General features: G+C 50.8%; 24 protein-coding genes. 15 read left to right on the top strand and 9 right to left on the bottom strand.

Annotated elements, in window-relative coordinates; translation table 11 throughout:
* Positions 1-181: 181 nt before the first annotated feature.
* Complete coding sequence (locus ROJ03_RS09885; protein ID WP_409530496.1) at positions 182-760, top strand: AAA family ATPase; 579 nt, start codon at positions 182-184, stop codon at positions 758-760.
* Between the two features lie 121 nt (positions 761-881).
* Here the strand turns inward: ROJ03_RS09885 and asnS are convergent, their stop codons facing one another.
* Positions 882-2,270, bottom strand: coding sequence for an asparagine--tRNA ligase (asnS, locus tag ROJ03_RS09880; RefSeq protein ID WP_313726879.1), 1,389 nt, complete (start codon positions 2,268-2,270; stop codon positions 882-884).
* A 279-nt stretch (positions 2,271-2,549) separates the two neighbouring features.
* Here asnS and ROJ03_RS09875 point away from each other — a divergent pair, with 279 nt between their 5' ends.
* The 7 genes from ROJ03_RS09875 to ROJ03_RS09845 all read left to right on the top strand — a co-directional run bounded on the left by ROJ03_RS09875 (position 2,550) and on the right by ROJ03_RS09845 (position 10,705).
* Positions 2,550-4,469, top strand: a complete 1,920-nt coding sequence (locus ROJ03_RS09875) for a long-chain fatty acid--CoA ligase (RefSeq protein WP_313726878.1) — start codon at positions 2,550-2,552, stop codon at positions 4,467-4,469.
* Between the two features lie 125 nt (positions 4,470-4,594).
* Positions 4,595-4,930 (top strand): ArsC/Spx/MgsR family protein, encoded by a 336-nt coding sequence (locus tag ROJ03_RS09870; protein ID WP_313726877.1) that lies wholly within the window; start codon positions 4,595-4,597, stop codon positions 4,928-4,930.
* The gene (locus tag ROJ03_RS09865; protein ID WP_313726876.1) at positions 4,915-5,703 is read left to right on the top strand and encodes an MBL fold metallo-hydrolase; all 789 of its coding nucleotides are present in this window, start codon (positions 4,915-4,917) and stop codon (positions 5,701-5,703) included. Before ROJ03_RS09870 ends, ROJ03_RS09865 begins: the two co-directional genes overlap by 16 nt.
* Positions 5,700-7,502 carry an AMP-binding protein gene (locus tag ROJ03_RS09860; protein WP_313726875.1) on the top strand — a complete coding sequence of 601 codons (1,803 nt, stop codon included), beginning with the start codon at positions 5,700-5,702 and terminating at the stop codon, positions 7,500-7,502. The genes ROJ03_RS09865 and ROJ03_RS09860 overlap by 4 nt, the downstream gene beginning before the upstream one ends.
* 50 nt (positions 7,503-7,552) lie before the next feature.
* Positions 7,553-8,629, top strand: a complete 1,077-nt coding sequence (locus tag ROJ03_RS09855) for a 3-deoxy-7-phosphoheptulonate synthase (RefSeq protein ID WP_313726874.1) — start codon at positions 7,553-7,555, stop codon at positions 8,627-8,629.
* Between the two features lie 9 nt (positions 8,630-8,638).
* On the top strand, positions 8,639-9,175 hold the full coding sequence (locus ROJ03_RS09850) for a DJ-1 family glyoxalase III (RefSeq protein WP_313726873.1): 537 nt from the start codon (positions 8,639-8,641) through the stop codon (positions 9,173-9,175).
* A gap of 9 nt (positions 9,176-9,184) precedes the next feature.
* Positions 9,185-10,705 (top strand): DUF1846 domain-containing protein, encoded by a 1,521-nt coding sequence (locus tag ROJ03_RS09845; RefSeq protein WP_313726872.1) that lies wholly within the window; start codon positions 9,185-9,187, stop codon positions 10,703-10,705.
* A gap of 53 nt (positions 10,706-10,758) precedes the next feature.
* On the opposite strand, the gene ROJ03_RS09840 is transcribed toward ROJ03_RS09845, so the two are convergent.
* Positions 10,759-11,790, bottom strand: a complete 1,032-nt coding sequence (locus ROJ03_RS09840) for an AbrB family transcriptional regulator (protein WP_313726871.1) — start codon at positions 11,788-11,790, stop codon at positions 10,759-10,761.
* 295 nt (positions 11,791-12,085) lie between these two features.
* Here ROJ03_RS09840 and ROJ03_RS09835 point away from each other — a divergent pair, with 295 nt between their 5' ends.
* The 3 genes from ROJ03_RS09835 (at position 12,086) to cysK (ending at position 13,928) form a co-directional block, all read left to right on the top strand.
* Positions 12,086-12,493 (top strand): Rrf2 family transcriptional regulator, encoded by a 408-nt coding sequence (locus ROJ03_RS09835; protein WP_313726870.1) that lies wholly within the window; start codon positions 12,086-12,088, stop codon positions 12,491-12,493.
* On the top strand, positions 12,490-12,906 hold the full coding sequence (locus tag ROJ03_RS09830; protein WP_313726869.1) for an Rrf2 family transcriptional regulator: 417 nt from the start codon (positions 12,490-12,492) through the stop codon (positions 12,904-12,906). The genes ROJ03_RS09835 and ROJ03_RS09830 overlap by 4 nt, the downstream gene beginning before the upstream one ends.
* A gap of 92 nt (positions 12,907-12,998) precedes the next feature.
* Positions 12,999-13,928, top strand: a complete 930-nt coding sequence (cysK, locus tag ROJ03_RS09825) for a cysteine synthase A (protein WP_313726868.1) — start codon at positions 12,999-13,001, stop codon at positions 13,926-13,928.
* Here the strand turns inward: cysK and ROJ03_RS09820 are convergent, their stop codons facing one another.
* From ROJ03_RS09820 to ROJ03_RS09805, 4 genes are all read right to left on the bottom strand, one after another.
* Positions 13,929-14,825, bottom strand: a complete 897-nt coding sequence (locus ROJ03_RS09820; RefSeq protein ID WP_313726867.1) for a DMT family transporter — start codon at positions 14,823-14,825, stop codon at positions 13,929-13,931.
* 446 nt (positions 14,826-15,271) lie between these two features.
* Entirely contained in the window at positions 15,272-16,474 is a 1,203-nt protein-coding gene (locus ROJ03_RS09815) for an ATP-binding protein (protein ID WP_313726866.1), read from the bottom strand.
* A 78-nt stretch (positions 16,475-16,552) separates the two neighbouring features.
* Entirely contained in the window at positions 16,553-16,729 is a 177-nt protein-coding gene (locus ROJ03_RS09810) for a hypothetical protein (RefSeq protein WP_313726865.1), read from the bottom strand.
* Between the two features lie 410 nt (positions 16,730-17,139).
* The gene (locus ROJ03_RS09805) at positions 17,140-17,850 is read right to left on the bottom strand and encodes a hypothetical protein (RefSeq protein WP_313726864.1); all 711 of its coding nucleotides are present in this window, start codon (positions 17,848-17,850) and stop codon (positions 17,140-17,142) included.
* Between the two features lie 164 nt (positions 17,851-18,014).
* Here ROJ03_RS09805 and ROJ03_RS09800 point away from each other — a divergent pair, with 164 nt between their 5' ends.
* Positions 18,015-18,776: a DNA glycosylase gene (locus ROJ03_RS09800; RefSeq protein WP_313726863.1), complete on the top strand. Its 762-nt coding sequence runs from the start codon at positions 18,015-18,017 to the stop codon at positions 18,774-18,776.
* Positions 18,773-19,411 carry a cyclase family protein gene (locus ROJ03_RS09795; RefSeq protein WP_313726862.1) on the top strand — a complete coding sequence of 213 codons (639 nt, stop codon included), beginning with the start codon at positions 18,773-18,775 and terminating at the stop codon, positions 19,409-19,411. The genes ROJ03_RS09800 and ROJ03_RS09795 overlap by 4 nt, the downstream gene beginning before the upstream one ends.
* Here ROJ03_RS09795 and ROJ03_RS09790 read toward each other — a convergent pair.
* Positions 19,408-20,271, bottom strand: coding sequence for a hypothetical protein (locus tag ROJ03_RS09790; RefSeq protein ID WP_313726861.1), 864 nt, complete (start codon positions 20,269-20,271; stop codon positions 19,408-19,410). The genes ROJ03_RS09795 and ROJ03_RS09790 overlap by 4 nt on opposite strands.
* A 172-nt stretch (positions 20,272-20,443) precedes the next feature.
* On the opposite strand from ROJ03_RS09790, the gene ROJ03_RS09785 reads away from it, so the two are divergent.
* Together ROJ03_RS09785 and ROJ03_RS09780 are read left to right on the top strand one after the other, a co-directional pair.
* Positions 20,444-21,085 (top strand): cytidylate kinase-like family protein, encoded by a 642-nt coding sequence (locus ROJ03_RS09785; protein ID WP_313726860.1) that lies wholly within the window; start codon positions 20,444-20,446, stop codon positions 21,083-21,085.
* Positions 21,085-21,468, top strand: coding sequence for a hypothetical protein (locus ROJ03_RS09780; RefSeq protein WP_313726859.1), 384 nt, complete (start codon positions 21,085-21,087; stop codon positions 21,466-21,468). The genes ROJ03_RS09785 and ROJ03_RS09780 overlap by 1 nt, the downstream gene beginning before the upstream one ends.
* On the opposite strand, the gene ROJ03_RS09775 is transcribed toward ROJ03_RS09780, so the two are convergent.
* Complete coding sequence (locus ROJ03_RS09775; RefSeq protein WP_313726858.1) at positions 21,449-22,108, bottom strand: GntR family transcriptional regulator; 660 nt, start codon at positions 22,106-22,108, stop codon at positions 21,449-21,451. The two genes, ROJ03_RS09780 and ROJ03_RS09775, sit on opposite strands and share 20 nt — an antisense overlap.
* Positions 22,109-22,206: 98 nt before the next feature.
* Positions 22,207-23,460 (bottom strand): FKBP-type peptidyl-prolyl cis-trans isomerase, encoded by a 1,254-nt coding sequence (locus tag ROJ03_RS09770; protein ID WP_313726857.1) that lies wholly within the window; start codon positions 23,458-23,460, stop codon positions 22,207-22,209.
* Positions 23,461-23,566: the final 106 nt, after the last annotated feature.

Raw genomic sequence — 23,566 nt, 5'->3', positions numbered from 1 at the left:
TCGTAAAGACTAAAATATTCCTTACCACAAGGGTCTAAAAACTGCTTACCGTAAGTGTTAAAAAGTTCTTACCGTGGGAAGGTAAAAACACCTTACCGTTTCCAACCTTTTGAAATCTGCTGATTTTTCCATTCAGGACATCCGTTCAAAAACTCTTGGTGTAGAGGATCTCACCGATGAGATGCCAAATGAGATGAGGGAGTTTCTTCTCGACAAGATTCAAAATGAAAAGGCAGAGATATATACAAAATCGGAAACCAGGCACAACAAGTATGATAAAGACAATCGGGTGGTTGGGCAGACTGTATTCTCTATGGATGATGACGAGTCCCATGGGACCCAGAAGTTCTTCTACCTCTCGGGCCCGATCCTTGACACCCTTGAGTCAGGAGGGACTCTCTTTGTGGATGAGTTTGATGCAAGGCTGCACCCAAACCTTGTAGTGAAGTTGTTCTCATTATTCAATAGCCCTATCCATAACAAACAAGGTGCACAGCTAGTTGTCTCAGCCCAAAATTCCATTTTTCTCCAGGCTGAACGCCTACGGAAAGATCAGGTATGGTTTGTGGAGAAGGATAGGTATGAGGCTTCTCATATATACTCTTTGGCAGATTTCAAGTCGGTGAAAGTCAGGAAAAGTGAAAATTTTGAATCAAATTATCTGAAGGGTAAGTATGGGGCAACCCCATACCTGAATGCTCTTGATTCCTTTGAGAATCTTGTCTGTGAAGAGGAACGCACATGGCCTCAAGAGAGATAGAAAGAGAGCGTAGGAGAAAGAGTACCTCCCTAAAGCGAAAAAGACCAGTTCTCAAGGGTTCCCCAACTATCCAACATCTGCCATAAAACAAGGATGGCGGTGGAAACCACCGCCAATCCTCCTAGAAATCTGCGAGCCTTGGAGCCCTTGGGAACGGGATGACATCCCGAATGTTACCCATGCCGGTAACATACTGTACAGCCCTTTCAAAGCCGAGGCCGAAGCCTGCGTGGGGCACGGAACCGAACCTTCTGAGGTCGAGGTACCACCAGTAGTCCTCCGGATTGAGCTTCATCTCGACCATGCGCTTGGTGAGGGTGTCGAGGTTTGATTCACGCTCCGATCCCCCGATGATCTCCCCAAGGCGAGGAACGAGGACATCCATGCCACGCACGGTCTTCCCATCGGCGTTGAGCTTCATGTAGAAGGCCTTGATGTCCTTGGGATAGTCGGTGACGATGACAGGGCTCTTGAATACCACTTCGGTAAGGAACTTCTCATGCTCGCTCTGCAGGTCGCTACCCCAGGCAACTGGGAAGGTGAAGTTCTTGGAGTGTTTCTCAAGTTCCTTGACAGCTTCAGTGTAGGGAAGGCGCACGAACGGGGTATCGACAATGCTGCGAAGCGTGTCTTCCATTCCCTTTTCGACAAAGTTGGAGAAGAAGGCCATATCTTCGGAACAGTTTTCAAGGACAGCCTTGAAAAGGTATTTGAGGAAGGATTCCGCCACCTCCATATTCCCTTCGATATCGCAGAAGGCCATCTCTGGTTCCACCATCCAGAATTCGGAAAGGTGGCGCTTGGTGTTGGAGTTCTCTGCGCGGAAGGTAGGCCCGAAGGTGTAGATGTTCTTCATTGCCATCGCATAGGTCTCACCTTCAAGCTGGCCACTTACCGTTAGAAAGGATTTCTTGCCAAAAAAGTCCTGGCCGTAGTCGACAGCCCCCTCCTTGGTGCGGGGAGGGTTGGTCGGGTCAAGGGTGGTGACCAGGAATTGCTGGCCTGCACCCTCTGCATCGCTGGAGCTGATGATCGGGGTGTTCACATAGACAAACCCGTTTTCCTGAAAGTATTGGTGCACGGCATAGGCGAGGGTGTTCCTCACCCGGGTAACGGCACCGAACATGTTTGTACGCGGTCTGAGGTGGGCGATTTCCCTCAGGTACTCAATGGTGTGGCGCTTTTTCTGCAGGGGGTAGGTGTCAACAGGACACTCGCCGACAAGGGTAACGTCCAGGCTGGACATCTCCACATCCTGGGAGCCTCCGGCGCTTGCTACAATGGGGCCTTTGCAGATGACCGATGATCCTGTGGTTATGGAGGAGAGTAGGCCATCATTGGCAAACTGCTCTTTGTCGATGACGACTTGCAGCCCTTTGAGGCAGGAACCGTCGTTCACCTCGAGGAAGCATACGGTTTTGCTGTCACGTTTTGTACGCACCCAGCCTTCTGCAGTGACTATGTCTGCTTTTGGCTCTCTCTTGAGTAACGCGGATATCCGTTCTTTCATGGGAAATACTCCTTGGAAAAGTATCCATTCATTATGGTTTTTTGCGTTGCTCTAGTCAAGAATGGCCGTAAGGCTAAATTCTCGTCCAGGAGGGTAAGGAACCTTGTGTGGTAGGTGGGGAAACGCAGTTGTGCAGGTTACCCTACAGCAATGGATTAGCGGGTTTTTGTTTGGATTTGTGCCGGTCTTTGGGGAAAAGGTCCCAATCTCTATTATGACAGATTGACAAAATATGAAAAAGTGTTATAAATAAGGAAGGTACGTTACACGGAGGCAATTATGTATAAAACCATTCCGCAGATATTTTCCCAGGTCGTCAAGACCTATCCAGCCTACTCAGTTCAGATGAGCAAAGACAAGAGTGGCGTCTTCCAGAGCACTTCCTATTCCCAGCTCTACGCAGAGGTAAATGCCCTTGCTGCTTCTCTTGCAAAACTTGGCCTGAAACGGTCCGATCGTGTCGGTCTGGTCAGCGATAACCGTAGTGAATGGCTTCTCAGCGACCTTGCTATCCTTACTCTGGGAGCCTCTGATGTACCCCGAGGGCGTGATGCGATGCCTTATGAGATAAGCTTCATCCTCGGCATCACCGAGGCTGAGTTCTGCTTTGTGGAGAATGCCGTACAGCTGCGCAAGGTGCTCAATCTCAAGGAGAAGCTGCCCAAGCTGAAGTACCTCATTGTCATGGACAAGGAGTTTACCCAGGAGAGCCTCGACTCGACGAGTGTGGCAGAGAGTGTGACTGTTTTGCTGTTGCATCAGATCCTTGCAGAAGGCAAGCACCTTTTGGACAATCCTTCGGTTGCCAAGAATATTGAGGCCGAACGGGAAAAGGGAAAAGCAGACGAGACTGCAACCATCATCTTCACCAGCGGTACCACAGGTGAGCCCAAGGGTGTTGTGCTCTCCCATGCCAATTTTGCCTACCAGCTCGATGCCTTGCCCAAGATCATCACGGCCCTCGAGCCTGGACAGAAATGGCTCAGCGTCCTGCCGGTATGGCACTCCTTTGAGAGAATCCTGCAGTATGTGGTGGTGAGCCAGGCCTCAACCATTGCCTATTCCAAACCCCTTGGGGCGATCCTCCTTGCTGACCTTGCCCTGGTGAATCCTCACTGGATGGGCTCCGTCCCCAGAATCTGGGAGGCTGTCAAGAGTGGGGTTTTCAACAGCATGAAGGCCAAAAGCCCTGTTGCAAAGTCCCTCTTTACCTTCTTTGTCTTCATTGCCAAGCACTATGACCACAACAGGGACCTGTTGCGTGGGGAGGTGGCCCTCTTCAAGAAGCGAAGCCGTTTCCTTGATGTCCTACGCTCGTTCCTTCCTACCATCCTGCTCTATCCCCTCTACAAGCTGGGAGACCATCTGGTCTATGGGAAGATCAAGCAGAAGCTCGGCAAGAACTTCATTGCTGGAGTTAGCGGAGGCGGGGCACTGAGTGAAAGTGTCGACCTCTTCTTCTCCTCCATCGGGGTAAAGCTGCTGGATGGATATGGGCTTACCGAAACTGCTCCTGTTGTTGCTGTGCGAATCCTCGAGCATGGAATCAAGCGCACCATCAACACCATGCCCGGTACCGAGGTGAGGATAGTGGATGAGGCTGGCTCAACTGTCCCTCCTGGGGTCAAGGGTGTCATACAGGTTCGTGGCCCGCAGGTCATGAAGGGTTACTACAACCGTCCTGAACTGACCAAGCTCGTCCTCTCTTCCGACGGATGGCTCGATACAGGGGACCTCGGGGTCTGGACCCACCACGGTGAGTTCGCAATTGTCGGGCGGGCCAAGGATACGATTGTCCTCTCAGGTGGGGAGAACCTCGAACCGGTTCCCATTGAGGCCAAGATATGTGAAAGTGAATTCATTGAGAGCGCCGTGGTATTGGGGCAGGACAAGAAGTATCTTGGTGCCTTGGTAGTGCTGAACAAGAAACGGGTCGAGGAGTACCTCACCGAACACCAGATTCCCTATCTTGTCGACAAGATGGCTAGCATGAAGGAAGTCAGGGACCTGATCGAAGGCTCCATCCGCGACATAGTCAGCGTCAAGCACGGTTTCAAGAGCTTTGAGCATATCAGCAAGATTGCCATCATCTCAAAGTCATTTGAGGTAGGGGTGGAGCTCAGTGCCAAGCAGGAACTCAAGCGCTTTGAGATAAATAAGTTGTACAAACAGGAAATAGCGCAGCTATTTGCCAGCTGAGCCCCTCTAGTAAAGAGTTACTAGCAGATTATTTTATCCGACAGTCTGCGCAAGCTCTGTCAGAAATCTTGCATAATTCCCCCGTGTCAGATACACTTTACACTACAACTGACACAGGGGTTCACATGCTTCAGATCATTGGGACTAAGAAATGTAAAGAGACCGCCAAGGCCTTGCGTTCATGCAAGGAGAGAGCCCTCCCTTTCCAGTTCATTGACCTTTCCGAGCGTAAGCTCTCCGATGGTGAGTGGGAATCCCTTTTCCGCTCACTATCCGATGAGGATCTTTTGGATACCTCTTCTCCCTATTATGTCAAGCAAGGCTACCAATACCGCGAGTTCTCCATCCAAGAGGAGCTCAGGGAACACCCTGAACTTTTGAAGACCCCTATCTTGCGCATCAAGGGGAAAGCCCACGCTGGGTTCGACCTCGCTCTCCTTGTCCAATGGGGGGCGAGCTGATGGTCCGGTATGCTGTGCTGGGTAGCGGTTCCAGTGGGAATAGCTACGTGTTTTTCGATGGCACGACATCGGTCCTCGTCGACCAGGGCTTCAGCGTTGTTGAGCTGCAAAGGCGCTTGGCAAGTGTAGGCATCGACCTCTGTACCGTATCTGGGGTCTGCGTGACCCATCTCCATCCTGACCACGCCAAGGGAGTGGGGGTTCTTGCCAGAAAGCTGAGGATCCCTGTCTATCTCCATACAAAGATGGTTGAGCAGGAATCTGTAGTCTTTGAAAAACTGGGGATTCCCCAGGAGTGCATCGCCCTTGTCCAGCCCGGAGTGGCATTTTCTGTAGGGCCCTTTACACTCGCCTGCTTTGAGACAACCCATGACAGCGGAGGTTCCGTTGGTTGGCATATCACCTATGATGGGACTACCTTGATGGTGCTCACCGATACCGGTAGCTACACCAGCGAGCAGTTGGGCCTGGCCAAGAAGAGCGATATCCTCTTCCTTGAGGCCAACTATGATGCAACCATGCTTCGGACCGGTCCATACCCCCTCTATCTGAAAAACCGGATATCCGGCCTGTACGGCCATCTTTCCAATGACCAGGCCATGCAGTTCATACAAGAAAGTGAATTTTGCGGAGAGCATGTATATTTTATCCATCTCTCAACTACAAATAACAACCCCACCCTGCTATCGGAGGTTGCCCTCTCCCAGGTGAAGATTCCCTTCACTGTCTGTGAGAAGGGCAAGTGTTACGGGTGGGATACGGAGAATCCATGAAAACGAAAAAAGGTAAGCAAGAGGTTTGGTCCTACAGGAGAATTCGTAAGCTCAAGCGCACCGATGGTCTGAAGATGAAGACCGTCTACGAGTATACGATGAATGCGTTGGTGGATTGTACCGCCTCGAGAAATGGCAAACGGATTGCCTTGCGTCTCTTCGGGGACGACGAGAGCATCATCACCTATGCCCAGATGAAGAGCATGAAGGACAGCATAGGCGTGACCCTGCTCGAGGCAGGCTTTGTCCATGGGGACAAGATTGCCATTCTTGGTGAAAGTTGTCCTACCTGGATTGTCGCCTACTTTGGAATAACCTCCATTGGGTGTGTTGCAGTGCCCATCCTGCCTGACTTCTCCGGCAAGGAGGCGTGTGCGATCCTCGAGCACAGCGGTGCAAAGGGTATCGTGGTAAATGCAAAGAACTTTGAGAAGGTGCTTCCCTTTGTAGGGAAAAACCCTTCGTTCTTGGTGAGGATGGAAGACCTGTTCCATATCCCCGATCCGATAAGTGGCAGCCTTGTTGACAAGGAACAGTTTGCCTCGGCCCCCGGTAGGGACATCACCAGAAGGAAACTGGACAAGAAAGCCCAGGCCCTAAGGGAAAAGAGCAGAGCCAAAGAGGATGACCTTGCCTCCCTTATCTATACCAGCGGTACCACGGGCAACAGCAAGGGTGTCATGCTTTCCCACAAGAACCTGGTCTGGAACGCTGATATCTCCACTGATGTCTATGTTGACCTTAAGCCCGGGGACCATGTCCTCTCGATTCTTCCCATCAGCCATGTCTATGAGTTTACCACGGGCCAAATCCTTGAACTGATGTGCGGAACTGAGATTTTCTATCTGGGAAAGGCCCCTGCAACCAGTATCCTCCTTCCTGCACTCAAGAAGGTTCGCCCAAGGTTGCTGATGAGTGTTCCCCTCCTGATGGAAAAGGTCTACCGCAGTTCCGTTCTGCCTGTCATGCGTGACAACGAAAAGCTCAAGCCTTGGCTGAAGTTCGGTCCAACCAAGAGGATCATATCCCGTATCATCGGCCGAAAGCTGAAGGTTACCTTCGGCGGAAGGCTGAAATTCTTCGGCATTGGCGGTGCTCCCTTGGACCGTGAGGTCGAGCAGTTCCTCGCCGATGCGAAGTTCCCCTATTCCATTGGCTACGGTCTTACCGAGACGGCACCCCTCATCGCTGGAGGACTGCCCAAAAAGCACCATGTCGGCATGATCGGAAAGCTGGTCGAACATGTGGATGTGCGCCTGGACAATAAGGATCCTGAGACTGGGGTGGGTGAAATCCTCGTCAAGGGACCAAACGTCATGCTAGGCTACTATGAAAACCCAAAACTCAACGAAGAGGTCTTTACCGAGGACGGGTATTTCCGGACTGGGGACCTGGGCTTCATCGACAAGAAGGGGAGGTTGGCCATCAAGGGCAGGACCAAGACCATGATCCTGGGTGCAGGAGGGGAGAATATCTACCCTGAGCTCATCGAGGCTGTCATCAACAACATCAGCTTTGTCGCTGAGTCCTTGGTTGTTCCCGAAGATGGTGGCCTGATAGCCCTCATCAAGATCGACATTGACTCCTTTGCCCAGAAGATGGCGCTCAATGTCAACGATGCCAAGGTTGAGGCCATGAAGTATGTTGCTAAGATTCGTGAGGATGTGAACAAGGAGCTCAGTGCCTTTAGCCGCATCAGTTCCGCTGAGTTGCATGAGGAGCCGTTCCAGAGAACCCCCACCCAGAAAATCAAGCGGTTCCTCTACTCCAGGATCTCCAGCGACAAAGAGAAGAAATAGGCTTGAGCCTCTCATCATAGGTATGCTATACCTCAAGCAAGGGGTTACTCATGGCTAATGTTGACATTCGAATCAAGAAAACGGAACCGCTTGCGACTCCGGCCGAACTTGCCAAAAAGTTTCCGGTTGACGAGAAGACTGCCCAGTTCATCAGTCAGTCAAGGCAGACGGTAAACGATATCATCCTGGGAAGGGACCATCGGTTGCTAGCAATCGTAGGTCCCTGTTCTCTGCATGACCGAAAGGCTGCCCTCGAATATGCGCTCAAGCTCAAGCAGCTGGCCAAAGATGTCAGTGGCGAGATGTACATCGTCATGCGAGCCTACTTTGAGAAGCCAAGGACCGTCCTTGGGTGGAAGGGTCTGATCCTCGACCCTTGGATGGACGGATCGTATGCCATCGAGGAAGGGATAAGCCAGGCTCGCTCCCTGCTCCTGGACATTGTCTCCCTGGGCGTCCCTGTAGGGTGTGAGGTGCTCGACCCGATCATCCCCCAGTATATTGACGAGCTGATGAGCTGGTCCTCCATCGGGGCCAGGACCACCGAAAGCCAGATCCACCGCAACCTTGCCAGTGGCTTGAGCGTTGCCGTAGGGTTCAAGAACAGCACCAGCGGGGACCTGCTCAATGCCATCAATGCCATCAAGTGTGCCTACAATCCCGCATCCTTCATCGGTATGGATGCCTTTGGGGCAAGTACCATCTTCAGGACGACGGGAAATGAGTGCTGTCATCTCATCCTCCGAGGAGGGGACCAGAGTCCCAACTACTATGAGGATGATGTAGAGTTAGCACGCAACCTGATGGTCAGCAATGAACTGAATCCCGCGATCATGATCGACTGCAGCCACTCCAACTCCCGCAAGCACTATGACCGCCAGAAACGGGTGCTTCGTTCGATCGTCGACCAGGTCAGCTGGGGCGATACCTCGATCAGGGGCTTCATGCTGGAAAGCAACCTCTTCTCTGGCGCACAGAAAATCCCAGATGACCTTTCCCAACTCAAATATGGAGTCTCGGTAACCGATGCCTGCATCGGTTGGGACGAGACGGAACGAATACTTGTGCATGCTTGTGAACTGATTCGCAAGGCTCGACTTGAGGAAGGGAACGCCCTTCCCTTATAGGAGGTCCCCATGGTTCCATCAGTATTGGTTATTTTGGCAGAAGGCTTTGAGGAAATAGAGGCCATCACCCCTATAGACCTGATAAGAAGAAGCGGTGCAAAGGTGACCGTTGCAGGTCTTGGTAGCCTCACTGTCCATGGCTCGCATGGCATCGGCGTGGTGTGCGACAAGCTCTTCTCCGATTGCCTCGACGAATATGATTGCGTGGTGTTGCCCGGAGGCAGTGAAGGGGCCAGGAACCTGGCCTCCTCGTTTGCTGTGCTAGAACTCTGTATCAGGACAAGCCAGAAGGGCACTGTTGCTGCGATCTGTGCAGCCCCTGCGCTCGTGTTGGGCAAGACAGGGCTTCTCGATGGCAAGCGTGTGACAGGGTTCCCCGGTACCGAGATTGAGGGGCTCTCTCTGCAGGACTCGAAGGTCATTACCGATGGATTTCTCATAACAGCACAGGCCGCCGGTAGTGCTGTAGATTTTTCCTTGGCTATCATAGCCAAGCTCTTTGATGCCAAGACGGCAGAGAAGATAGCCGCTCAAATACGATTTTAAGGAGATTGTATGGTGCCAACCATTGGGTTCGATAACGAGAAGTATTTACAGGAGCAGAGGCATTACATCCTCGAACGGGTCAAGCAGAGTGATGGGAAACTCTACCTTGAGTGTGGCGGGAAACTGTTGTTCGACTACCATGCCTCACGGGTTCTCCCAGGGTTCGACCCCAATGTGAAGATGCGCGTCTTCCAGTCCCTGAAGGATCAGATAGACGTCATCATCTGTATCCATGCAGGGGATATCGAACGGCGCAAGATGCGCAGTGACTTTGGCATCACGTACGATACCGACGTATTCAAGATGATCGATGATTTCTCGAAATGGGGGCTGACGGTGACCCGTGTGGTCATCACCCGCTTCGATGAGGAGCCTGGTGCCATCCAGTTCAAGAACCTTCTCGAGCAACGTGGCATCACTGTATACACCCACCATGCAACCCATGGCTATCCCAATAATGTAGATCTCATCGTCAGTGATGAGGGATATGGCTCAAACCCGTACATTGAGACCGATAGGCCCGTGGTCATCGTCACAGCTCCTGGTCCAGGATCTGGAAAGCTCGGTACCTGTCTCTCCCAGATGTACCATGACCATAAGGCAGGGCGAAAGAGCGGCTATGCCAAGTTCGAGACCTTCCCGATCTGGAACCTGCCCATCGACCATCCGGTCAACATAGCCTATGAAAGTGCGACGGCCGACATAGGGGACAAGAACCTCATCGACCATTTCCATGCCAGTGCCTACAACGAGATAACGGTCAACTACTCCCGAGATCTTGAGGCCTACCCTGTGCTCAAGCGCATATTACAGAAGATCACCGGTGAGGAGTGTGTCTACAAGAGCCCCACCGACATGGGAGTCAACCGTTGTGGTTTCGGTATCATCGACGATGCCGTTGTCCGCAGGGCTGGGCAGCAGGAGATCATCAGGCGCTACTATCGTGCAGCCTGTGAATATGTGCAGGGCATAGGGACCAAGGAGACGGTTGACCGCAGCCGCTCCATCATGGCGAGCGCCAAGCTCTCCATGGAGGACCGGGAAGTGGTCCCAGCAGCCCAAAGGGCCCTGGAAGTGGGAATAGAGCGCAACAAGGGGTTGAATGGAATCGTCTGTGCCGCTGCCATCCTCCTCCCCGATGATAGGATCATCACCGGATGCAACTCTCCATTCCTCCATGCCTCATCGGCCCTGATCCTCAATGCCGTAAAGGCCCTGGCTGGAATTGATCACGAAATAGACCTGATCTCGCCTGCAATCGTTCACTCTGTCACCGAAATGAAGCGTGACGTCCTGAAGGGCAGGGGGGTGAGCCTCAACCTGGATGAGGTGCTCATCTGCCTGGCTATGAGCTGTGCGATTAGCGAGGATGCCCGGAAGGCCGCCGATGTGCTTCCTCTCTTGAGAGGTTGTGAGGTGCATATGACCCATATTCCATCATCAGGGGACTCTTCGGGGTTGAGGAAGCTGTTGCTCAATGTTACCAGCGATCCCCGGTTCCCTACAGCAAACCTATACAATCCTGCCTAGGCTGGAAAAAGCCTGACAACCTGGCCTTCCCGAAAAGGGAGGGCCTCTTTTGTCTAGCCCAGGAACTGCGCGATCAGGGGAAGAACCCCCAATACTGCAAGGATCCTGAAGGTATGCATCAGCACGATCTTTGGCGTCTCCAGGCCCAGTTCATCACTGATGAGCCCCATTTCGGCTATGCCACCTGGGGTGGCTGAGAAGAGGGCTGTCCCCCAGTTGAGTCGACAGACCTTGTGCAGCACAAAGGCTGTGAGAAATGCCATGACAAAGAGCTCAACCATAAGGATTAGGGCTGGCAAGAGCAGGATCTTCCCCTCCATGATGGTTTGGAAGGTTACCTTGCTACCAATGTAGCATCCGGCAAAAATCTGTACCCAGGGCTTGATGGGCTTGGGGTAGGCAGCCTTGTCAGTAACGATGTTCAGGAGGGCAATGGCGAATATGGAACCCAGGATTGCCCCAGCTGGGATCTGCAGCAGCAAGAACGCGCCACCACCGGCAAAAGCTGTAGCCAGGGAGAGCAGGTACCCCTTCAGGCTCGATGGCTTTGTGCTTTTGACTGCGCCCTTGGGCTGGATCTGCACATCGGTATGGGGAAGTATCTTACGAATCATGGGAGGGAAGATGATGATGACCGAGATGAGCCGAAAGAGCTGCAGAAGTGCCACATGCTCCATCGTTGCCCCAAAATCGGTTGCAACCAGGGCAAGGTCGGAGACGCCTCCTGGAGCACAGGCAAAGAAGGATGTCATGAAGGAGAGGCTTGTGCACATCTCCATCAGATAGGCGAAGGCCATATTGATCGCCAGCAGCATGATGACCAGGATGATGACTGGCTTGACCATGGTTTTCAGCATCTTGATGTCAGACTGGGTAAATCGCGTACCGATAACCATGCCGGATATGATCTGGATGACGAGTCTCAGCTCCTTGGGATAGGCTGGGGCCACCGAGTAGAGGGTATTGAAGAGCATCGCGGCAAGCAGGGAGCCGATCAGTGCCCCAGCTGGGATGCGTAGCCTCTTCAGCAGGAACCCTCCTGCGCCTCCGGCTATGTGTAGCAGGATAAGATAGAGCAGGGTCATCGTTGTTCACCGCCATTGGGGATTGCCATAATCGCTTGCACTGCTTTGGAGGATGATATGGTTGTATGCATGGTTTAGCTCTGCCTTGAGGTTGTTGGTGGGTGATTATACCATAATTGCCCAATGAATCCTATGGAAAATGCACACCTTACTCTCACATTCTGTATACAATGGTCCCTTTTTCCCGATGTATGGGATACTCCTCCCACAGGTCGTTTGCATTTCAATATTTGTTTCATAGCTGAGAGAGTGGACTTGTCTTGACGAGCCGACTAAGTGCTGGTACCTTCTAGATATGAAATTATCTACAAAAGGTCGTTATTCTCTGGAGACAATGGTGTACCTTGCAACCTGCAGGGGGAATTGCAGCATCAGGGCCATCAGTGATGCTACAGGCATCAGCAGTGGATACCTTGAGCAACTCATGATCCCTCTGAAGAAGTTTGGCCTGGTTGAGTCTGAACGTGGAGTGCAAGGCGGATATCGCATCGCCAGAAAGGATATTACTTGTTCCGAGGTGCTCTCCGCAAGTGAGGGTGAGTTTACGCCCACCCCTTGTCAGGATTGTAAACAGAGTGATGCATGCAAGGCACATCAGATCTGGTCAATGCTTCAGGATTCTGTAGTTGATTACACCCAACAGGTACTGATCTCAACCTTGGCTGCCCATTTGGTTGAGGCTGAAGCCGGAGGTGGAATTTGAAAGTCTCAACACGTGGGCGATATGGGCTTAGGTTGCTTGTCGACCTTGCCGAGCATGGGAGTGACCAGCCTGTAGCACTCTCTCAGGTGGCCGGAAGGCAGGACTTGAGCGAAAAATACCTTCAGCAGGTTGCTTTGCTGCTTACACGGGGTGGCTATCTGGTTTCTGTAAAAGGTGCCGGTGGTGGATATCTGCTGAGCAAGACCCCTGAGCAGATCCTTATCTATGATGTGTTTGACCTGCTGGAAGGCAACATCTCGTTTGTGGAGATGCCGCAAAAAGAGGAAACCGCCATCCAGCGCTGCCTTCGTATCCATTTTTTTGAGAAACTAGATGAGAAGGTAAAGGAAACCTTTGATGGGGTAACCTTGGCGGATGTAACAAAGGCCGAGTGGTTTACCTATATTATTTAGGTTGTAAGGGTTGACTTACGAAGCCAGAGTTATTACCTTATAAATCTATAGAACTACTATGAATTAGATTGGCTTATACAAGGAAAGATACCATGAGTGCACACATTTACAACAACATTACGGAAAAAATTGGAAATACTCCATTGGTGAGGATAAACCGACTCAATGAGGGCTATGCCACTATTCTTGCAAAGGTTGAGAGCTTCAACCCTCTGTCGAGCGTAAAGGACAGGATTGCACTCTCCATGATCGAAGGGGCTGAGGCGAGTGGCAAGCTCAAGAAGGGTTCTGTCATCATTGAGCCAACCAGTGGAAACACAGGGTTGGGCCTTGCCTTCATAGCCGCTGTCAAAGGATATCGGATCATCATTGTCATGCCCGAAACCATGAGCATTGAGAGGCGCAAGCTGCTTGTGGCTCTTGGAGCCGAACTGATCCTTACCGAAGGATCCTTGGGTATGAAAGGGGCTATTGCCAAGGCTGAAGAGCTGGCCAAAACTGTTCCCAACTCCTTCATCCCATCCCAGTTTGAAAATCCTGACAACCCCAAGGCCCATTATGAGCATACAGGTCCTGAAATATGGGAAGATAGTGGGCACAATGTCGATATCTTCATCTCTGGAGTTGGGACTGGCGGCACCCTCACCGGGGTAGGGCGCTATCTCAAGGAGAAAAACCCTCAGGTAAAGATTGTTGCAGTGGAGCCGGTCACCAGTCCTGTTCTCTCCCTTGGCCATGGTGGTCCCCACAAGATCCAGGGCTTGGGTGCAGGCTTTGTTCCCGCCACCCTTGACCGTACCCTCATCGACGAGATCTATACTGCCGAGGATGCAAAGTCCGGAGAAAGGGCACGCCAGGCTGCCCAAGTGGAAGGCCTGTTGATCGGTATCTCCAGCGGGGCCGCCCTTGATGCAGCACTGGCCTATTCTGCCAAGAAAGAGAATGAGGGAAAGACCATCGTTGTCATCTTCCCCGATACCGGGGAGCGCTATCTTTCCACCTGGCTCTTCTCTGAAACCTGATCAAATCATATCTGCGAGTTTGTCTGATAGACGGGAGGCTGAGGCCTCCCGTTTGTTGTAGAGGAACATCAGGATCGCCATGGAGGTGACTATGATGTACCCTACAACGGTTATCTTGTCGGGGAATTCCGAGAATATGAAGAAAGAGAACAATGAAGCAAACAAAACTTGGGTGTAATCAAATATCGATATCTCCCGAGCTGGGGCGAAGGAATATGCCTTGGTGATGCTGAACTGTCCGGCAGCAGCGCTGCACCCTGCCAGGAGCATCATGGCGATCTGGTAGGGTTCCATGCCCTGATGCTCGACCAGGACGAAGGGCAGAATCGCAATGGTAGAGAAAAGGGAGAAGAATGCTACAATTATTGGTGCTGGGACCTTCTGGTTCCCTAGCATCCTAATGCTGGTGTGCGAGGCTCCCGCTGCAACTCCGCCGAGGATACCGACCAGATAGGGGAAGATACCCTCATTGCTGAAGGAAGGTTTTACTATGAGGCTGGAGCCTATGAATGCACCAAGGATGAAGAGCATCTGCCTGGCCTTTATGTTTTCCTTCAGGACCATCCAACTGAAGATGATAACAAAGAACGGGGCAAGCTTGTTGAGGATGGTTGCATCACTGAGCAAGAGATGGTCAATCGCATAGAAGTTTGCGATGAGGCCAATGGTGCCTGCGATACTTCTGAAAAATAGGGCGGGGACATTCTGTTTGGTGAAAGTGAAATTGCTCTTACTCCGTGAAAGGATGAACAGCGAAATGATTAGGGCAATGGTATTGCGAAACAGTGCCTTCTGCATCGACGGAAGTGGTCCTGCCAATTTGACGAAGAGCGACAACAGTGCGAAGAAGAAGCTGCTTAAGATAATGTAGAGAACACCCAGTTGCTTGATTTGCATAGGATGCAGGCTATCACAGAAATGGACAAGGGTCACCTTGAATCCTTGCACAAGTAAAATAAAAGGGGCAGATGAGAGAGATATTTAAGTATTCTATCATCCAGATGGCCCGAACGGTAGCCTCCATGAGGCTGATGGGTAAGTACGACCATCAATAGAATGGGGTTACCATGTTGTCAGCAACTTTGACAAAAACCTCCATCGTACCCACAGCATGGGCTAAAGAAGATAGGGGAGTCGGGATGCATGGAATTCCTTTTGATACCCCGTCTGATGGTGGTGCTCTTGCTCTTCCGCATCCGTATGATGGTCAGGTTGTCTACAGTGTTTCTACTAAAGCATCTATCATAGGATGTATGATGACCATACTGCATAGGCCTCCCAGAAATGAGGTGCCCTGGTTCAGGGTGCTTACTAGCCTATACAGAGGTTTACAAGCAATCTTCCTAGTGTTTTTCTGGTGATTCAGCGATCAGGTAATCGATGATATTCATGTGGATGATACCATTTCGTGAGCGATTGACCGGGTCCATAGAAATAACCATCTTGGGATAGTTGTCATCGATGGCTTCCAGTGGGGAGAACTCCCTTTCTATCGTTGCCTGCTCTGCCAACAAGTAGGCTACTTGGATATAGAGCTTTTCTTTACCGCGAACTGCAATGAAGTCGATCTCCTTGTCATCGAGTTTCCCTACGAATATCTCATGACCTTGTTTCCTCAAATGAAGATAGACAATGTTTTCGAGTGCTTGCCCTATGTCAATTTCATTGTCGAAAAACAATGCCCGGAACCCCAGATCGTTGACAAAATATTTCTCGTTAGTTTTCAACACATTCTTCCCCTTGATGTCAAACCTAGGAACTCCATGGATCAGGAATGCTTCTTTAGCGGCATCAAGGTATTGATACAGGGTCTCCTTGGACAGGCTTCTACCCTCGCTCTTAAGATATCTGGTGATGGAAGCTGCTGAAAACAGCTGGCTGGTATTTTCAAAAATGTATTGCATGAATCTTTTCAGCAGGTCAACGTTCCTGATCGAATGGCGTTGGACGATATCACGCAGCAGTATTGATTGGTACATGTCCAGTAGATAGTTCTTGACTATCGAATCCTCTTCAAACTGCAATATGCCAGGCATTCCTCCACCTCGGATGAATGACAGAAACTTTTCTTCTCGTGTAGAGCCTGGTATGTATTGGTATATCTCCTTGAAGGATAGCGGAAGAATCTCAATCGAATAGAATCGCCCCGTGAGATAGGTCGCCAACTCCCCTGACAGGAGGTTGGAATTAGATCCGGTGATAAAGAGTTCTGCAGTCCCCTTGGCGTGTAAGGAGTTCACTACTTTTTCAAACCCCGTGACTTCCTGCACTTCGTCAAGAAATATGAAGTACTTTATGTCGTTCACCATCTGTTGGCTGATATACTTATCAAGCAACTGGTAATTGCGAATGGAATCAAATTCCATTAGTTCAAAATTTATGCTGATTATCTGTTCTTGTGGTACACCATCAGATAGTAGCTGCTCTTGGATCTGTTTGAGAATCACTGACTTCCCAACACGCCGCATCCCAGTCAAAACCTTGATAATGTGTTTCCCTGTGACTGACTGTATTTTCTCAAGATAGCTGTCTCTTCGAATGTACATGAATACCTCTTATTTGCAAGTATATGGTCATTAAGTCTTTTATACAAGACAAAAATAAATAATACCATATACAGTCTTTTATAAAAGTATAAAATTTGTCAGGAAAGTTTTACTATTTCTAGCGATGATCATTCCTAGGAAGCCTCCAACAAAGGCGTAGCCCCAGTACAAGGGTACCAAGGTGCTTGTAAGGACGTACAGCAAAGTATCAAAACCCTTCTGGAAGAACCCTGTGGTGGTTTCAAGGGTATCCACCGCAGGAGTATTCCCCTGATAGACAACACGATTGTTGATGGATACTCTGAGGAAACCGTTTTTCCATAGGCAGAGTCTCCCACAATCTTCCCATTGGAAAGAATGTCAGTGATGGTCCTGAGTGGCCTTCTTCGTTATCTCCTGGGACGAGTAAGACTATTGAAAACCATTCACACAAACTTATTGACAACCCCGCAAGCAAACACCAACAGTCTGCCTTAAACCCCAAATAAGACGTTCTGATGCCTGTTTTGGGGCCTTTTGGTGTCAAGAATGCATAATACCCTGTCCGCAATCTTCAATCCAAAGCTTGTGTTTGCTTCAGTACGTTTTGTAAACATACAAGTGAAGGACCCCTCACCGGCAAGCTCAACGGAACAATCAAGCCTCCCTTGTCCGTTTCTCTGCTATCAATAAGGGCTGTCTTCATCAGCTTCCCTGATGTAGGAAGGGATATTCCTTCCCCAGCGGTCTTTCTCCTCTCCCATCTGGAGGACGAATGGGCAGTCCAGAAACAGGGCAAAGACATTGTTGGCAAAGAGCTCCTCGCTGCATCGTACGGTGTACACTCCAACCTCTTTCTCTGTTTTTTCTTCGATAAGGAGTTCTTTTGCCCTGTCCAGAAGATATGCCTTCTCCTTTTCAAACTGAGTATCTATCAAGGTTGCTATGAGGGGGTCTGAGAGAAAGGCCAATGAGAGCTCCCTAAGGTCATCTTTCTTTGTGGATAGTGCCAGCAGTTGGGTGGTCCCTCTCTCCCAATCCATGGCGATCATTGCAGAGAACTCTTCAGCATTCGCATAGACCAAAGCCGTGTCGATGATCTTGCACTGCAAGGGAAAGGGACAGGTGTTGAAGGAGTACAGCAGTTCAGGGTTGGCTGTAAGATACAGGTCTGCAAAACAATAGGGTGCCAGACGCACCTCTTCTGGTTGGGGCAGCTCAAGTATCAGGGCCCCAATATACTGTAGTTCATCCAGGGAGATATGGTTCAGCACTGGGTCTGCTGAGTACAGCAGGTGGGAATACCGTGCAACAATCTCAGCAATTCTTGTTTTGTCAGAACCATCACCGGTCATACGCCTCATCCAGAGAGGGTAAGAAAAGTACGAATCATCCATGCTTACTCTGTATCCTCCTCCCTCTAGAATACCTCCCAGTTGGGAAAATAGCTATCAGAAAGAGTACTAAAACCATTTTTGTGTCAGATGTGACGAAATATTGTCACGCTCTTGCTCCCCATTGCTCATTGCAAAGAGGAGATGGGTTCTGCTACAGTGTTTCCATGAAGGATTCCCACATAGATTTGCTCGCAACGTTGTTTTGTGGCCAGTGCTTTGGGTGGAAGGAAGAGCAAGGTGTCTTCCAATCGGTCGTTAATGGCAGGTTGATAACATTCACCGAGGATACCTTTTTGGCAACCCTTGCAGGAAATGGCGATCTCATTCGGTATTTTGATATGGATGGGGAGTACGAAATGGCAAAGGCCCATCTGCGGAAACTTGACCCGACCATGGCCAAGGCTGTCGATCGCTTTGCAGGGCTCCATATCCTCAACCAGGACCCCTGGGAGGTGCTTGTCTGCTTTATCCTCAGCCAAAACAACAATATAGCACGCATACGCCAGATGTATTGTAGGCTTACAGAGGCCTATGGCAGCCCCGTTGGTGCTGGTTGGCATTCGTTTCCTACAGCAGCTCAGATGCAAGATGTCTCCGAGGAGGATCTGCGTAGGCTGGGTATGGGCTTCCGCGCCCCGTACTTGTTGGATGCCATAGCACAGAACAGCTTGCTTGAAGAGATACCCTCCCTGCCATTTGATGAGGCTCTTCACCACCTGATGACCATCAGGGGTGTTGGTCCGAAGGTAGGGCAGTGTATACTCCTGTATGGGTTCCATCGGATGGAAGCCTTCCCCATGGATACCTGGATGAAGAAGATCATGCTGCGCTGGTATCCTACCAAGGACAGCCAATATTTTGCTCCCTATGCAGGGCTGGCCCAGCAGTACCTGTTCCACTATGCCCGTACGGAGGCTCCTGTATGAATACTGAGATAGTCTATGTCGATCTGAGCCGCCCCCTAGTCGATGGGGACATTCCCTATACTGGAGATCCTTGCACAAGTGTGGCGCGTTGGGCTACCTTGGAAGAGGATGGCTATCGCCTCTCCCACCTGAGCTTTGGCACCCATAGTGCAACCCACATGGATGCCCCATACCACCTGTTTCCTTCAGGAAAGAGTCTGGACAGCACCCCCCTTAGGCGGTTCTTCTCCCAGGCATATGTGCTCGACTGCAGAAATGTCTTTTCCATAGGAGCAGATATCCTGTGGTTGATCCCCCCAGGGATTGGTTCTGTCCTCTTCTACACAGGGTGGCAGGACAAGTGGGGCAGGGAGGGGTATTTCCAGGGCCATCCAACATTGACAGGGGAGGCAACCACGCTCCTTTTGGAACGTGGCATCTCCCTTTTTGGATTTGATTGCTCATCCTGCGATGCCCACGGGAGTGGATCCTTGCCAATCCACCACCAGATCCTCTTGCAGGATGGCTTGATCTTGGAAAATTTGTGCAACCTCGATAAGGTTGTCGGACGGACCATCTCGCTGGTTGCCCTTCCCCTGTTGGTAGAAGCCAGTGATGGTTCTCCTACCCGCGTAGTTGCTTCCTACACCGCCTAAAATACGAAGAAGCTACTGAAGAAACGTTTGCTCTCCCCTGTTTTCAGGGCAAGGACCTCATCCATCTGTTCCAGTGCAAAGGCCCTGGCAGTATCGCCGAAGGAGTGCATGGGCTCAATGCAGAGGTATTGCCCATGCATGGGAGCTATCGTCCAGAGAACGAGTGTCTCAAAGTTTCCCCTGTCGACACGCACCCCATGTTTCCCGTTTGCAGAGCGCAGGGTAACACCCTTGGACTTCAGGCCATTGAGGATCATCGGTCCCTTGTCGGTCTGTTCCCTCGAAAGGTTCAGGGTTTTCTCGTTGTTCAGGAAGTGTTTGACAGTAGTGAATACACCATTCACCGGTCTTTTCATCTCTACTGTTTCCTCTTTGTCAAACTCTATGGAATATGCTTCCAGTGCAGTGCCCACACCATTGATGTCGAGGCTGAAGGCTGGGTGAAGCCCAAAGGTGAAGAAGAGGTCATCCTTCGCACGGATCTCAGCTTCGGCCTTGAACCCGTCATCGAGGAGGGTGTAGGTTATGCTGAGACAAAAGCCGAAAGGGTAGTATTTCAGGGTTTTCTCACTTTCCTGCAGCTCAAAGGTCGCCTGTGTGGAGGTTTGGGAGACGAGGGTGAATACAAGGTCACGGGCAAAGCCGTTGTTTGGCATATCATAGACAGTTCCGGATACGGACATCTTGCCCTCTTTCATTGGTCCTGTCATGGGAAAGAGAACCGGTGCCCGCCTTGGCCAAAAGTTCTTGTCGCCGTTCCATATATATTCGATCCCGCTCTCTTTTGCGTAGAGTGATTGTGGCTCTGCCCCAAGCAAGGCAACCTTCATAGTGAGCTTTTCATTCTGTAGGGTAATCATGCATCCTCCCGATGGTTTTCATCATGGCTATGATAGTATGCTTTCCCGTTTTTTGTTGCAACAATGCGTGAGATAAACGGCAAAAAAAAGCAACTGTTCACAATGGAGGCCTTTCTGCTTGTGCTTTTGCAGCTATGGTGTGGTATACTGGGCTCAGTGGAGGAACCTGCGTATGAATAATCAGACAGTATTTACGATTGGCAGGCAGTTCGGAAGTGGAGGAAGGCAGGTTGGCCGTCTGTTGGCCGATAAGCTGGGCATCCCTTTCTACGACAAGGAGCTTATTGCCATCAGTGCCCAGGATAGCGGGCTGAGCGAGGCACTGTTCACCAATGCCGATGAAAAGGCAACCAGCAGCATCTTTTACTCCTTGGTCATGGGTAACTACCCAATGGCCAGTGGTGCCCTAGGCGTCACGGAGATGCCCCTGAACGACCAACTGTTCCTTATCCAGAGCAAGACTATCAAGCGCTTGGCGGAGGAAGGGCCCTGTGTCATTGTCGGGCGGTGCGCTGACTACATCCTCAGGGATTCGGAACATGTGCTGAACGTGTTCGTGCATGCAAGCCTGGAGAGCCGTACCGAACGGGCCATAAAGGTCTATGAGATTGCAGAGAACAAGGCTGAGGATGCCTGCCTGAAGGCAGACAAGCAGAGGGCCAACTTCTACAACTACTATAGCGACCGCAAATGGGGTATGTGCAGGACCTATGATCTGAGCCTCGATTCAAGCAAGCTTGGTATCGAAGGGTGTGCAGAACTGATCATCAACTATGAGAAGCTCTGGAAAGTGCATCATGGGAAAAGTATCTGATGGTATTTGACATATTGGAGAACCTGGAGTGGTATCTGAGCCTCTACCCATCCTTGCAGAAGGTGATTTCCATCATGGACAGGAGCCTTCCCTACAAGGATGGGCCTGGGGTACATCAGTGTGACGGCATCACCTATGAGGTGCTCTCCTACCCAAGTGGAAGTGATTCCTCCATCAGGCAGGCAGAGCGTACTCAGTTGCATTGCATCCTCGAAGGTGAGGAACTTATCTCCCTTGAGGAGAATGAAGTGCCAAGCGTCGTGCTCATGGCAACAGAGGGACGGTTTGTGGTCCTCCGAAAGGGGGAGTTCTATAAGACCTCGATGCAGATGGCAAATGACAAGCTTGTGAAGAAGGTCATCTTCACCCTTGATCAGCCCTAGACTTGAACTGGTCACGTTTTCGCCATAGATGGGAGAGCATAAAACGCTCTCCCGCTTTTTCGTCCTGATCCTTGATCGCCTTCACAAGCTTTCGGTGTTCCTCTTGTGTTTTCCTGATTCCTGCCTTTGTAAGCTTCTGGGCAAACAGGAGGGCAGACTCGTTGAGGTTGAGCCGTTCATAGGTTTGGGTAAGCAGGGAGTTGTCTGCCAGCTGAACCAGCGAGAGGTGGAAGCGGTAGTGGAGCTTGCTGAAAGTCTGAGCATCGAATGGGTCCATTTCCCCGATAGCATCCATCCCTGAGAGGATGGTCTCAAGCTCTGAGGTGTCGCGATTTTCCAGACAGCATAGGCGTATTGCCAAAGCTTCCAGGTAGGCCCTGACCTCGGTCAGCTGCTGGTTGTCGCTCATGCTTGGGTCTTTGACATAGGAGCCGCTGTGGGCGATTATGGTGACGAACCCATCGTGTTCAAGCCGTTTCAGGGCCTCCCTTACAGGGGTTCTTGAACAGGAAAACTGTTGGGCAAGCGTGTTTTCTGATAGCTTCTCCCCATAGTGGAATCTTCCTTGAAGGATATGGTCTTTAAGAAACAAATATATCTTTTCAGTCAATGGATTTGGATTAAGTGTTGGAGTTTGCATTGCCCTTAGTATAGCGAAAGATTTTTGTAATGAAAAGCCTATATGGGAGATAACAGAAAAGGTCCCCGAAGGGACCTTTTCCTAGTGCTGGGCCGTTGTTATTTATCGATGCCAACCAGCTCAATGTCAAAGACAAGCAGTGAATTGGGGAGGATGGTCTCCGTTCCGTTCACACCATATCCCAACTCTGGGTGGATCCATGTGCGGATGACGCTTCCTGTGTTCATGGTCAGCAGGGCTTCGCTGAATCCAGGGATTACCTGGGTTACAGGAAAGTGTGCTGTTTCGCCACGATCGTAGGAGCTCTCGATGATGGTTCCGTCGATCATCTGCAGCTGGTAGTTAACCTCAACGGTATCACTAGCGGTAGGCTTGGGGCCATCAGAAGGGGTGAGCATCTGGTACTGCAGTCCACTGGGGGTCACTACGATACCTTCATTGGTCTTGTTGAACGCAAGGAATGCTTCAGCATCGCTGAGGTTTGTTACCGTTACCTCTTTCAGCCACTGTGCATACTTCTCCTCGACAACCTGTTGGTATTCGACAAAGGCAGCCTGCATTTCCTGTTCGCTCATCAACAGGGGGTTTCCGCTCGCAAAGTCCAAAGCACCCTGAGCATAGAGGTTACCATCAAGTTCGATGCCCTGGCTGCGCATGTTGTAGGCGAGCAGGTAGCCGTAGGTATAGCTGAATGCCAAAGTGAGGTCCTCAGGTTTGGGAAGGTCAGCGACCAATGCCAGGTCCTGGTATCCCTTGCCGAATGCCTGTGGAGCGAGCCCAGCCTGCCAGACGGTATTCTGGTACTCTTCAATGGTTGCATAGAGTTCATCCAAGGTGTAGTACCCTGTCTGTTCACCGCTCATGGATGCTGCATAGCCATCGAGAGCTCCCTTTACATAGTACCCCTCATCGAAGAACAGGCCTTGTGATGCAAAGGACTGCAGCAAAAGGTATCCATAGGTATAGCTGAATTTCTCTTGCAAGGTAGCAAGGGAGGTGGCGGCTTCGTCTGAGATGAAGATGTCCTTCACGCCCAAGGCTACCAGGGGATTGATATATCTAATGGCAGTTGCAACCGACCCGTCCAGGGTAACTTCAAGATAGTCCCCAGCACTCAGTGCCGAAACAGGGAAACTGCTTTCGGTAGTCCTATCGGTGGTGATGGTGAACTGTTGGTTGTCAGCAGAACGTACGGTAAAAGCGGGAGAGAACCCTTCATTTTCGATCGCAACGATTCTCACGGTTACAGCTTGAGGATCGCTCTCTTTGATTCCAGCGGCGAAGAGGGTTGGTACGATAAGGGCCATGGCAAGTAGTGCCACAGTGATCTTTGCAATTTTGCTCTTGTTCATGTTTATTCCTTTTATTGCAGTCATTGCTTGGTTGGCAATATCTTCTCTAATGTACGGGTTCTTTGGGTAATCGTCAACAACTGTTTTCTCTCCCTCAGTTTCGCAT

This window comes from Sphaerochaeta sp. PS, assembly GCF_032144095.1.
Lineage (GTDB): Bacteria > Spirochaetota > Spirochaetia > Sphaerochaetales > Sphaerochaetaceae > Sphaerochaeta.
This window is presented reverse-complemented; position numbering and strand designations above follow the sequence as displayed.